The sequence below is a fragment of the Hyphomonas neptunium ATCC 15444 genome, from assembly GCF_000013025.1.
Classification (GTDB): Bacteria; Pseudomonadota; Alphaproteobacteria; order Caulobacterales; family Hyphomonadaceae; genus Hyphomonas; species Hyphomonas neptunia.
In genome coordinates this window covers 2,487,917-2,499,974 of sequence record NC_008358.1, presented here as the reverse complement: position 1 = coordinate 2,499,974, position 12,058 = coordinate 2,487,917, and the positions used below count along the sequence as shown (strand labels likewise).

At 61.2% G+C, this 12,058-nt stretch carries 9 protein-coding genes; 6 read left to right on the top strand and 3 right to left on the bottom strand.

The window, feature by feature from the left end:
• Window positions 1–43 precede the first annotated feature (43 nt).
• From HNE_RS11835 to HNE_RS11820, 4 genes are all read left to right on the top strand, one after another.
• Window positions 44–1,414: a formimidoylglutamate deiminase gene (locus tag HNE_RS11835; protein ID WP_011647387.1), complete on the top strand. Its 1,371-nt coding sequence runs from the start codon at window positions 44–46 to the stop codon at window positions 1,412–1,414.
• Between the two features lie 64 nt (window positions 1,415–1,478).
• Entirely contained in the window at window positions 1,479–2,201 is a 723-nt protein-coding gene (locus HNE_RS11830; protein WP_011647386.1) for a UTRA domain-containing protein, read from the top strand.
• Between the two features lie 101 nt (window positions 2,202–2,302).
• Window positions 2,303–3,343: a DUF7064 domain-containing protein gene (locus HNE_RS11825; RefSeq protein WP_011647385.1), complete on the top strand. Its 1,041-nt coding sequence runs from the start codon at window positions 2,303–2,305 to the stop codon at window positions 3,341–3,343.
• Between the two features lie 10 nt (window positions 3,344–3,353).
• Complete coding sequence (locus HNE_RS11820; protein ID WP_011647384.1) at window positions 3,354–4,139, top strand: glutathione S-transferase family protein; 786 nt, start codon at window positions 3,354–3,356, stop codon at window positions 4,137–4,139.
• A 68-nt stretch (window positions 4,140–4,207) separates the two neighbouring features.
• On the opposite strand, the gene HNE_RS11815 is transcribed toward HNE_RS11820, so the two are convergent.
• The 3 genes from HNE_RS11815 to HNE_RS11805 form a co-directional block, all read right to left on the bottom strand.
• Complete coding sequence (locus tag HNE_RS11815) at window positions 4,208–5,542, bottom strand: spinster family MFS transporter (protein ID WP_148205875.1); 1,335 nt, start codon at window positions 5,540–5,542, stop codon at window positions 4,208–4,210.
• Between the two features lie 130 nt (window positions 5,543–5,672).
• Entirely contained in the window at window positions 5,673–8,000 is a 2,328-nt protein-coding gene (locus HNE_RS11810) for a TonB-dependent receptor (RefSeq protein ID WP_011647382.1), read from the bottom strand.
• A 574-nt stretch (window positions 8,001–8,574) separates the two neighbouring features.
• A complete protein-coding gene (locus HNE_RS11805; RefSeq protein ID WP_035591054.1) occupies window positions 8,575–9,000 on the bottom strand; it encodes an organic hydroperoxide resistance protein in 426 nt (141 codons plus the stop codon).
• A 131-nt stretch (window positions 9,001–9,131) separates the two neighbouring features.
• On the opposite strand from HNE_RS11805, the gene HNE_RS11800 reads away from it, so the two are divergent.
• Both HNE_RS11800 and HNE_RS11795 read left to right on the top strand, forming a co-directional pair.
• Complete coding sequence (locus HNE_RS11800) at window positions 9,132–9,617, top strand: MarR family winged helix-turn-helix transcriptional regulator (RefSeq protein WP_011647380.1); 486 nt, start codon at window positions 9,132–9,134, stop codon at window positions 9,615–9,617.
• Between the two features lie 125 nt (window positions 9,618–9,742).
• Entirely contained in the window at window positions 9,743–12,058 is a 2,316-nt protein-coding gene (locus HNE_RS11795) for a Tex family protein (protein WP_011647379.1), read from the top strand.

Here is a 12,058-nt window from a genome sequence, read left to right as displayed (position 1 = left end):
TTTAATATGTATAGACATAATAGAAGAGTCGGAGGGATGTCCAGTGGCCGGGAAATCTTCAGAGCGTCTCTGGTTCGATCACGCGCTTCTGCCTTCTGGCTGGGCAAGCGGGGTGGCGATCACGATCGAGCGCGGGCTCATCGCAGATGTATCCGTAAATGTTGCGCCTCCTTCAGGGGCGGTTCGGGGCCGGTCTGTTCTTCCGGGTCTGACTAATCTTCACTCCCATGCGTTCCAGAGGGCGATGTCCGGGCTGACGGAAGTTCGGGAAAATATTCAGGACAGTTTCTGGTCGTGGCGAACTCTACTCTATCGGTTTGTCAGCCGGATTGGGCCGGAGGATGTCCACGCGATTGCGGCGATGGCCTATGCGGAAATGCTCGAGGCTGGCTTCACGCGGGTCTGCGAGTTTCACTATGTCCATAATGACGAAGCGGGCGCGCGTTACGCCGACCCGGCGGAGATGGCGGGGCAGGTGGTTCGTGCAGCGGGCGATACAGGATTGGGGCTGACGCTGCTGCCGGTGTTCTATGCCCATTCGGGCTTTGGCGGGCAGCCGCCACTGGACGGGCAGAGGCGGTTCCTGAGTGATCTTGAGGGCTTTGCTACGCTGATGGACGCGGCAGCAAAGCATGGTGCCAATCAGCCTGATTTTGTGTTGGGTTTTGCGCCGCACAGCCTTCGCGCGGTGACCCGCGCCCAGCTCAAGGCATTGCTGGCGATGGACAAGGCCGGGCCTGTCCACATCCATATTGCCGAGCAGGCGCAGGAGGTGGCGGACTGTCTGGCCTGGTCGGGCGCGCGGCCTGTGGAGTGGCTGCTGCACAATGCCGATGTCGATGCCCGCTGGTGCCTTGTGCATGCGACGCATACGAACGACCGGGAAATCCACGGGATAGCCAAAAGCGGGGCGGTTGCGGGGTTGTGCCCGGTGACCGAGGCGAATTTGGGTGACGGCATTTTTGATGGCCGGGGCTTTGTTTCCTATGGTGGACACTACGGCGTTGGAACCGATTCCAATGTTTCAATTGGCGCGGCAGACGAGTTGCGGATGCTGGAATATTCCCAGCGTTTCAAGACATTGTCTCGCAACGTCCTGACCGGTGAGGGGTTTGCCTCGACCGGGCGTTCGATGTTTGAGCACGCCCTGGCAGGCGGGGGCCGGGCGGCGGGCATTTCTGTTGGACTGGCGCCCGGCAATCCGGCGGATATGGCCGCGATCACCGACGCGGTGCTGCCCGAAGCGGCAATGGGGGACGACCGCTTGCTGGACGCTTGGGTGTTCCGGGCTAAAAGCGGAGCAATTTCAGATGTTTGGCGGCGCGGTGAGCATGTCGTACAGGGCGGACACCATATTCACAGACCCGCAATCGAGGCGCGGTACAAAGCCTGCCTTGAGGCGCTTCTGGCGTGACAAAAGCCGGACAAATCTGGACAAACTTGGACAAATCGAGACAAAGCCGGACAAAACAGGACACATGCGCGACCCTTCCGAACCCCTTTCCGTCAGCGAACGCATCCGCTCCGACATCGAGCGCCAGATCCTTTCCGGGGGGCTGAAGCCGGATGACCGCATCCCGCTGGAGCGGGAGCTGATGGAGATTTACGACTGCTCTCGCATGACGGTGAACAAGGCGGTGAGCGATCTGGCGAGCCGGGGGCTGATCGTGCGCCGGAAACGGGCCGGCTCGTTCGTGGCGCACCCGCCCAGCGATTCCACCATCCTTGACGTTCCCGACATTCGCCTCGACCTGGAGCGTAAGGGGCATCGCTATGACTACACGCTGCTACGCCGGGCCGTGCGCCGGGCCAAGGGAGAAGGCGAGCAAGCGCTGGCGGGCAAGGGCGGGCGGCTGATTGAGCTGCGCGGCGTGCACCAGGCCGATGGGCAGCCGTTCGGTTTCGAGCGCCGGCTGGTAAACCTCGCGGCGGTGCCCGAGGTTGAAGCGGCCGACTTTGCCGAAACCCCGCCAGGCACCTGGCTTTTGGGGCATGTGCCCTGGTCGCAGGCCGAGCACCGGATCTTTGCGGTGGCGGGCGACCCCGCCATTGCAGCCCATCTCGATATTCCGGAAGGCGCGCCGTGCCTGCTGCTGGAGCGGCGGACATGGCTTAACGGCGTGCCGGTGACGCATGTGTGGCAGACTTTCCCCGGCGACCGGCATTCCTTCATCGGCGAGCTGACCCGGCGGCAGGCCTGAGTAGTTTCCCGGATAGGGCGGGTTCTGACGCGAGGACAGGCTTGTATCCGGAAAATCGCGTGGCAGGTTCGTCTGATAACTGAATATCAGGGGAGTTTGCCATGGCTGAAGCAGCTGAAGGCTACAAGACCATTCTCGCGCCGGAAGACGAGTTCACCCACGATCCGGGCACCGCCGAGAATTACAATGAAAGCATGTATTTCAACGTGTTCGACGCGGGAAAGCGCGCCGGAGCGTGGTTCCGTTTGGGCAACCGGCCCAACCAGCGCTACGCCGAAATGTCGATGTGCGTTTACTTCCCCGACGGCCGGGTTGGTTTCATGTTTGCGCGGCCGGAGATCAGTGACAATTCACAGATGAACGCGGGCGGCCTGCGCATTGATGTGGTGGAGCCGTTCAAGACGCTGAAGATCACCTATTCCGGCGAGCTGCTGGTGCTGAAGGAGCCTGGCCAGATGGCTGATCCGAAGGTGGCATTCCGGAACAATCCGCGCCTGCCTTGCAAGATGGAGATGACCTATACCGGCGTCTCACCGATGTATGGCGGGGAAACCGTCAAGGCTGACGGAACGCCGCTGGAGATCGATCCGGAGAAGTCGTTCGCCAAGGCGCACTATGAGCAGCATTGCGCGGCCAAAGGCTTTATCGAATGCGGCGGTGAGCGGCTGGAGATTGACGGGCATGGGTTGCGCGACAAATCCTGGGGGCCGCGCCACTGGCAGGCGATCGAATGGTATCGCTGGTGCCCGATGAATTTCGGGGCGGACTTTGGCATGATGTTCAATGTGATGGGCGATGGCAAAGGCGGCGTGCATCAGAGCGGCATGGTGTTCCGCGATGGCATCTATGACGGGATCGTTGCCGCCGAGCTTTCCAGCAACTGGGACGCAAACGAATACCAGACCGATCTTGAAGCAAAGATCCGTACCAAGAGCGGTAAGGAATATACCGTTACCGGCAAGGTGCTCTCCCTCATTCCGCTGCGCAACCGGCGCACGGCGCCCGATGGCACCGAGCTGACCACGCGCATCACCGAGGCGATGACGGAGTATCGCTGCGACGGAAAGGTGGGCTACGGCATGAGCGAGTATCTGGATCAGATCGTGGACGGGCGCCCGCTGGGCCGTCTGGCCGGGTATTGAGGGGAAGAAGATGACTAACGTGATTGTGTATGAACATCCGCTCTCACCCTATGCGCAGAAGGTGAAAATCTCGCTGCGGGAAAAGGGCGTGCCGTTTGAAACGCGGTTGCCCGAGGGCATCGGCACGGGCGCAACGGCGGGGGGCTTTGCCAAGGCCAATCCGCGCGGCGAGGTGCCAGCGCTGATCCATGGCGATGTGGAGATTTTCGACAGCACGATCATCCTGGAATACATTGAGGACGTGTGGCCCGACCCTGCCATGCTGCCCAAGTCGCCGGCGGACCGTGCCCGTGTGCGGATGATCGAAGACGTGATGGACACCCAGTTTGAGGCGATCACATGGGGCCTTGGCGAGCTCAATTTCTTCCGCCGCGCCGAGGGCGCCAAGAAAGAAGAAATGGAAGCCAAGGCACGCACGCAAGCCGAAGCTTTCTTCAAGGTTCTGGAGGGGTATCTGGGGGACCGCGAGTGGTTCAATGGGGCCAGTTTTGGCTGGGGTGATCTCAGCGTGGTGCCATATCTCAATGGCGCGGCAGGCTTTGACATCCGCCCGGCCGAAAGCTCGCGCCTTGGCGCATGGGCCAAGCGGGCGAATGCGCGTGAAAGCGTGGCGCTGGCGCGGCGCGAGTCCGAAGCCTCTATCGGCGGCATGAACCAGGTGGATCAGGCGGTTAAGGCCGGCCTGTTCAAGCGTCAGTACCGGGATCATCGTCTGGAATGGATGATGAAGACGGGCGGAACAGAAATTGTTCTGAAAGGGCTTGAAGCCGGGAACATTCGCTTCACCGGGCCTTGAGGCACACCGGAAATGGAAAACGGGATCAGGCGGTGGCCCGATCCCGTTTTTGTTTGGGGCGCTCTGCCTTACGAAAGAGCGGTGTCGCGGGCGGCCTTCTCATTGAGTTCGCGGCCGATATTCTTGCTGGCGAGCCAGTAGAGCACGGCGGGAATGACGCCCATACACCCGGCCACATACAGCGACCAGCGCACGCTTTCGCTGCCCGCCATCGGCGCCAGAAGATCTGACAGGATGCCGAACAGGAGCGGGCCGAGGCCGAGGCCGATCAGGTTCAGCGTGAACAGCATCAGAGAGACCGCCACGGCGCGCGAGGCCGGGCTGATGAGGAGCTGAACACAGCCGAAGGTGGGCGCGTAATAGACGCCCGACAGCGCCGCCGAGAGGCAGAGCATCGGGATGGCGACCCAGACGGGACCGGCATAGCCGATCAGTAGGATCGGCACGGTAAGCAGCATGGCGACGGCCGGGGCGAGCATATAGTGGACCGGCTTGCGGATGCCGAACTTGTCCGACGTCCAACCGCCCAGCCATGTGCCTGCCACGCCGCCGAGACCTGCGCTGACGCCGTAGAGCAGACCGACTTCGGTAAGCGAGAGGCCATGCGTGCGAATGAGGAAGATGCCGTTCCAGACGCCTTTGCCATAGCCCAGGAAGGCGACGAAGGACGCGCCGAGAGTGGCGTAAATGAAGACCTTGGAGCTGAGCACTTCGGCGATGGTTTCGCGGATCGAGGCGCGGGGCGCGGCCTGGCTTTGCTTGAGGCGTGCGGCGGCTTCGGCGAGGGTGCCGTCCTTGCGGGGCTCCTTGACGAGGAACCAGAGGAGCAGGGCGAGGATGACGCCCGGAACGCCGACGGCCATGAACGCAATGCGCCAGCCGACAGCGTCTGCCAGAACCCCGCCGATGACCATGCCGAAAAGCGAACCGATCGGAATGCCAAGGCCGAAAAAGGCGATGGCCGAGCCCCGTTTTTCAGGCGGTACGGTATCCCCGATCAGTGAGTGGGAGGCCGGCGTGCAGCCTGCTTCGCCAATGCCCACGCCGATGCGGGCGAGCAACATCTGCCAGAAATTCTGGGCGACACCGCAGATCGCCGTCATGCCCGACCAGATGGCGAGCGAGCCGGCGATGATGCCGACGCGGTTTGACTTGGGATTATCGGCCCAGCGCGCAATCGGAATGCCGAGCGAGGTGTAGACGACCGCAAAGGCGAGGCCGGTCATCAGGCCGATCTGTGTGTCGTTGAGGCCGAGATCATTCTTGATCGGCTCAGCCAGGATGTTGACGATCTGACGGTCTACAAAGTTGAACGCATTGACGATCAGCAGGAGCCAGAGGGTGACCCGAACGCGCTGTTGCGGATCGGCGGCAGTGCCGGGTGGCAGGAGTGTCGGGGACATGAAACTTCCACTCTTGAGATCGTTTCTGTTGAAACAATATGCAGGTCTTATGTTCAGAAATGAACTTGCGGTCACCCCATTTTGGAAGGGATGACCGCAAGTCGCAGCAGGTTACGTAACGTCAGCCTGATCAGAATGATCCGCGCAGGGTGACCCCGAATGTGCGCGGCGCGCTCATATAGGCGTTGACGTCTCCCGACTGCAGCGTCGTGGAGAAGTGGTTGGTGACGTAGCGCTTGTCGAAGGCGTTCAGCAGCCAAGCTTCCAGCGTCCAGCCATCGACCGATTTGATCCCGAAGTTCAGGTTGGTGAGCGCGTAGCCGCCCTGCTCGGAGAAGTCGGAGTTGCCGGTGTAATAGCCGCCGGAATATTGCGTCTGAACCCGGCCGACGAGGGAGAGGCTGTCGGTGACGGGCTTATCCATGCGCAGGGCAATGCTGCCGGAAAGTTCCGGAGCAATCGCGAAGCGGCGGCCTGAAAGAACAGGGCCAAGCGTGGGGTCTTCGCCAAGCTCTGCCTGAGAGAGCCAGGTGACGGCTGCGTCCAGCGAGAAGTCCTCGGTCAGCTCGAACGCGCTTTCCACCTCGGCGCCATAGACCTCGGCGGTGGCCGAGTTGAGAACCTGGAACTGGGTGCCGACGAAGCGGGCTACCTGCAGGTCTGTCATGTCGTTATAGAAGGCGGAGAAGTTGGCGCGGGCGCGGCTGGCCCAGAATTCGGTTTTCAGGCCGAGTTCGTAGGCGTTGACATATTCCGGATCATAGGTCGGATCACCGGGAACCGCGCCAGGGAAGAAGTCCGGGTTCTGACGGAAACCACCTGCGGCGTTGGCGTCGAGGTTTACCCCGCCCGCCTTGAAACCGCGATTGTAGCTGGCATAGAGCATCGCGTCTTCGTTGACGTGATACTGGACGCCGAGCGTGCCGCTGAAGGCTTCATCGGTTTTGCTGGTGTTGAAGTGGGGCGCGGGCTGGACGCCGAGCACCTTGTACACATCCAGAGGATTGGGGCGGTAATAGAGGTTTTCGAACTGACCCTGCTTTTCTTCCTGCGACCAGCGCAGACCGGCGGTAAGGCCCCAATTCTCGTTCAGGCGGCCGTCCCACTGGCCGAAGACGGCGAAGGACTGGTTGTTGCCTTCGATGACTTCCACCGAGCGCAGGCCGGCGGAGGCGTCGAACACCAGAGTCGGCGGAAGGGTGAAGCTGTAGACTTCCTGAAGGTCTTCGCCCCACCAGGCGGTGCGGTTGGAATTGATCTTCTCGTCCGAATAGAAGATGCCGGCGACATAATCGGCGCTGCCTTCTGCTCCGAAACGGTGGTCACCGGAATAGCTGAATTCCTGCGAGAAGAAGTTGCTTTTGAACTTTTCCTTCAGCGTGAGAAGATCGGCGCCGGAGAAGTCCGCATCGGTCATCTGGTCGACTTTGTACTGACGAAGTGCTGTGACCGAGGAGAGCTTTCCGGGGCCAACGTCCCAGTCTGCTTTCACGGTATAGCCGGTGTCTTCGACGACCTGGCGGGGCGGAATATTCAGCACCGACTGGTATTCATCCTTGCGGCGCGATGTGGGCACCTGGCCACGATCCCGGATGATCTGGTCAACCACATCCTGCACAGGGCCGGGAATGGCATCTACCGTACCGAAGCAGCAGTTTTCGTCCGAACGCGAATGATCGGCGATGATGCGCAGGCGCAGCGTGTCGGTGGGCTCGTAAAGGAACTGCCCTTTGAGGCCCATGCCGCGGCGCTCGTTATAGTCTTCGCCGGTGTTGGGGTTTTCGAAGAAACCCGAACGGTTGGCGCTGATGCCGGAGAGGCGCAGGGCTGCCTTGTCACCGATCGGTGCATTGACGGTGACCTGGCCTGTCACGGCTTCATAATTGCCGATGGAGAGGGAGTAATCGCCGCCCGTTTCGCCGATCACCGGCGTGGAGCTTTCCAGCAGGATAGCGCCAGCAGACGTGTTCTTGCCAAATAGCGTGCCCTGCGGGCCGCGCAGAACCTGCAGGCTGCCGACATCCAGGAAGTTCTGAAGCGCAGCGCCCGGCCGTGTGCGATAAACGCCGTCCACGAAGACACCGACAGCGCCTTCAAATGCGCGGTTGGCGCCGGTGGTGCCGATGCCGCGGATCTGGAGGTTGGCGGAGGTGGCCGGGTTGGACGTGTTGCGGAAGGTCACGCTGGGCGAAACGGCGGTGATGTCGCCGATATTCTCGACGCGCGCTTCGGCCATGAACTCGGCATCGACGGAGGTCACGGCAACGGCTGTGTCCTGAAGATCGGTTGCGCGGCGGGTGGCCGTGACGACGATCTGGTTGAGCTTGAGGTCGCTCTGTTCGGCTTCTGCTTCGGCGGGCTGATCCTCGACCTGGGCGAAGGAAAGCGGCGCGAAAACGGCGGCGAGTGCGAGCGCCGATGTGCCGGTGAGCAACGGGCGGCAGTTGAGTTTTTTCAAGAGAAGTCTCCCTGGGCTGACGTGTCATTGGCTGGCGGCGGCAAGCGCGGATGATGGCCAGACACGGCAAAGCAACAGGGATCGCCGCCAAGAGGCGCGCGCCATGAAATGTGCCTGTGTTTTACAAGGAAGCTCGTGCCGCGAAGCTCACGGATCGAGGAAACCTCCCGCCATTATCAGCCGCGCGAACAATGCCGACGCTGCCGGGGTCTCTGCCCCGACGCCAGCGATAGGGAAGCCTTAACGGGCAGTCAAATGCTTTCGGGTTCTTTTTTCTGACGAAGTTTGAGCGCTGCCGGCGGGACTGGAAAAATGGACATCCGCCAGCAATCAGTGGATGTGGGTCGGAAGATGCGATCGTAGAAAAATATCAATTAAAACAGATATAAAATTGAGTTTTTATGTTTGGGATGCGCCTGGATTTATGAAAGATAAGCGTCGTCAATATATCCTATCCAATCATAAAGCAGGATGATTTTACGTTTTGATGCGTGTTAAGGCGCGCGCAGATTACCGCCGCGCCGAAGCGAAAACAGGGCGCCTCTGAGTCTCTCAGAGGCGCCCCGGATTTTCGTCAAAGGACGTTCAGCGTAACCTCGATGTTGCCCTTCGTTGCGTGCGAGTAGGGGCAGACTTCATGAGCTTCGGCGACGAGCTTTTCAGACTCGGCGCGCTCAACGCCCGGAATGGCGATGTCGAGCTTAACGACAAGGCCGAAGCCTTTGTCTTCGCGCGGGCCGATGCCGACTGTGGCGGCAACGGTGGTGTCGGTGGGCAGTTTGAAATGGTTACCCTGCGAGGAGACGGCCTTCATGGCGCTGAGGAAGCAGGCGGCATAGCCGGCCGCAAACAGCTGTTCGGGGTTGTTGCCATTGCCACTGCCGCCCAGCTCCTTGGGCATCGCAAGCGACACATCCAGCGCGCCATCGGCGGTCTTGGCGCGGCCATCGCGGCCGCCTGTGGCCGTAGCGGTGGTTTTGTAGAGAACGTTGATGGCCATGGGGAACATCCTTTTCTGCTGGTTCCATCCTGAAATATCATTCGCGATTAGATCGCGTGCGATACATATTGCGCATTGGCGTTAAGACTTCAAGCCTTGCGATTAAATCGCGTGCGATTTATATTTCCGCCATGAAGAAAAAACGCGAGACACGCCCCGAAGGTTCCCCCCTGAATGGTCCGGCCGTGCTGGATCATGCGCTGTGCTTTGCCATTTATTCGGCGGGGCTGGCTTTTAACCGGGTCTACAAGCCGCTCCTGGAGCCACTGGGGCTGACCTATCCGCAATACCTTGTGATGGTCGCGCTGTGGGAAGCCGAAGGCCAGACCGTCAGCGAACTGGGCGAGCATCTGTTCCTGGAATCCAATACGCTGACGCCGCTGCTGAAGCGGCTGGAGGCGGCAGGTTTGGTCAGCCGCGCGCGCGCCAAGGCCGATGAGCGTCAGGTGCTGGTGTCCCTGACCGACAAAGGCCGGCACCTGCTGGCCGAAGCCTCTTGCGTGCCTGAGCAGATCCTTCAGGCGACCGGGTTGACGGTAGATCAGCTGACGCTGCTGCAGCGCTCGCTTTCGGGGCTGCGCGATAATCTGCGCGCCTCGCTGCCCGAGAAAGCCTGACACGCCCCGCGGAATTCACAGCGCGTGCCTTGAGCGTAAACGAGGTGTAAACGTCTTATCTTCAATTGAGGAGGCTTGCTCCAGATGGGGCAAGAGTTTCCAACGTTTGCATAAGGCGCGCGTTCATGACCGGACAGGTACGTTCTTCTTCTCAGGCTTCTCCGCCTTCCATTGCCCGCATCATTGCTGATGAGCTGGGCGTTCAGGAGCGTCAGGTTCAGGCGGTCATGGAGCTGCTGGAGGAAGGCGCGACGGTTCCCTTCATCGCGCGCTACCGCAAGGAACGCACCGGCGGGCTGGACGATACGCAGCTGCGCAACCTCGCCGAACGGCTCGACTATCTCACCGACCTGGCCAAGCGCCGCGAAACGGTTCTGAGCGCCATCCGCGAGCAGGGCAAGCTGACGCCCGCGCTGGAGCGCGAGATCAACTGGGCGATGACCAAGGTGGCGCTGGAAGACCTTTACGCCCCTTACAAACAGAAACGCCGCACCAAGGCGACCATCGCCAAGGAAGCGGGCCTTGAGCCGCTGGCCGAGCGCCTGCTGGCAAACCCGTCGCTCTCGCCGTTTGATGAGGCCAAGGCGTTCATCGCGTCCGGCAAGGGCGTGAAGGATATGGATGCGGCGCTGGAAGGCGCGCGGGATATTCTGGTGGAGCGGATCGCCGAGACGCCGCGCCTTGTCGGAAAGGTGCGCGAGACCGTCTGGAAAGAGGGAAAGCTCGGCTCCAGCCTCGTCAAAGGCAAGGAGCAGGAAGGCGCGAAGTTTTCCGACTATTTCGACTTTGATGAGCCGGTGACGCAGATGCCGTCGCACCGTGCGCTGGCTGTCCTCCGTGGACAGAAGGAAGGCGTGCTGAAAGTGAAGCTGGCCGTGCCGGTGGAACAGGGCCGCGAACATCCGGCGCTGCGTGAAATCCGCACCGAGTTCGGCATCGCCAAGAAAGGCCGCCCCGGCGACGACTGGCTGATGGATACCGCCGAAGCCGCCTGGAAAAGCAAGATGGAGCCCTCCTCCTCGCGCGACGTGATCAGCCGCGTGAAAGAGGGCGCCGACCGCGACGCCATCAAGGTGTTCTCGCGCAATATGCATGACCTGCTGATGGCGGCGCCCGCTGGCCCAAAGGTTGTGATGGGGATCGACCCTGGCATCCGCACGGGTTGCAAGGTCGCGATCGTGGACGCGACCGGCAAGCTGCTGGAAACGGCGACCATCTATCCGCATGAACCCAAGAAGGATTGGGCCGGGTCCCTGATGACGCTGGCAACCCTCTGCAAGCGCCACAAGGTGGAGCTGGTCAGTGTCGGCAACGGCACAGCGGGCCGCGAGACCGAGAAGCTGGTGGGCGATCTGGGCACCAAGCTGCCCGAGCTGAAGCTGACCAAGATCATGGTGTCGGAGGCAGGTGCCTCGGTCTATTCCGCCTCGGAGCTGGCGGCGAAGGAGTTTCCGGAACTGGACGTCAGCCTGCGCGGCGCGGTCTCGATTGCGCGGCGCCTGCAAGATCCGCTGGCGGAGCTGGTGAAGATTGAACCCAAGGCAATTGGCGTTGGCCAGTATCAGCATGATGTGGATCAGGCAGGCCTTGCCCGCTCGCTCGACGGTGTTGTGGAAGACTGTGTGAACGCGGTGGGCGTGGACGTGAATACCGCCTCTGTGGCGCTGCTGGCACGCGTAGCGGGCCTCAACGCGACGATTGCGGCCAACATTGTCGCTTATCGTGAGCAGAACGGTCCGTTCAAGGCGCGTACGGAGCTGAAGAAGGTGCCACGCTTTGGCCCGAAAGCCTTTGAGCAGGCCGCAGGATTCCTGCGCATCATGAATGGCAAGAACCCGCTGGACGCTTCGGCGGTTCACCCCGAAGCCTATCCGGTGGTTGAGAAGATTGCCAAGGCGGCTGGCCGTAAGGTCGAGACGATCATTGGCGACAAGGCCTTCATTTCAAAGCTGAAGCCGGAAGACTTTGCCGACGCGACATTCGGTGTACCGACAATCAAGGACATCCTCAAAGAACTGGAAAAACCCGGCCGCGACCCGCGCCCGGAGTTCAAGACGGCAACCTTCCAGGAGGGCATAGATAAGGTGACCGACCTGAAGCCCGGTATGCGTCTTGAGGGCGTGGTGACCAATGTGACCGCCTTCGGCGCATTCGTGGATATTGGCGTGCATCAGGACGGGCTGGTCCATATTTCGGAGATGTCTGACACCTTCATCAAAGACCCCCACGATGCCGTGAAAACAGGGCAGGTGGTGAGCGTTACCGTGATGGAGGTGGACGTTGCCCGCAAGCGGATCGGCCTCAGCATGAAACAGGGGGGTAAGCGCCCCTCCGGCGCGCCGGACAAGGCCGCCTCTGCGCTCTCATCCAAGGCGCCACCCGCCAAGGAGCAATCCAAGCCATCCGACAGCCCGTTCAGTGTGCTCTCGCGCTTGAAGTAG

Excerpts from the sequence above, each read along its gene's own strand:
- HNE_RS11820 (WP_011647384.1), top strand. The coding sequence starts at position 3,354 with ATGACTAACGTGATTGTGTATGAACATCCGCTCTCACCCTATGCGCAG.
- HNE_RS11800 (WP_011647380.1), top strand. The coding sequence starts at position 9,132 with ATGAAGAAAAAACGCGAGACACGCCCCGAAGGTTCCCCCCTGAATGGT.
- HNE_RS11815 (WP_148205875.1), bottom strand. The coding sequence starts at position 5,542 with ATGTCCCCGACACTCCTGCCACCCGGCACTGCCGCCGATCCGCAACAG.
- HNE_RS11795 (WP_011647379.1), top strand. The coding sequence starts at position 9,743 with ATGACCGGACAGGTACGTTCTTCTTCTCAGGCTTCTCCGCCTTCCATT.
- HNE_RS11805 (WP_035591054.1), bottom strand. The coding sequence starts at position 9,000 with ATGGCCATCAACGTTCTCTACAAAACCACCGCTACGGCCACAGGCGGC.
- HNE_RS11825 (WP_011647385.1), top strand. The coding sequence starts at position 2,303 with ATGGCTGAAGCAGCTGAAGGCTACAAGACCATTCTCGCGCCGGAAGAC.
- HNE_RS11830 (WP_011647386.1), top strand. The coding sequence starts at position 1,479 with ATGCGCGACCCTTCCGAACCCCTTTCCGTCAGCGAACGCATCCGCTCC.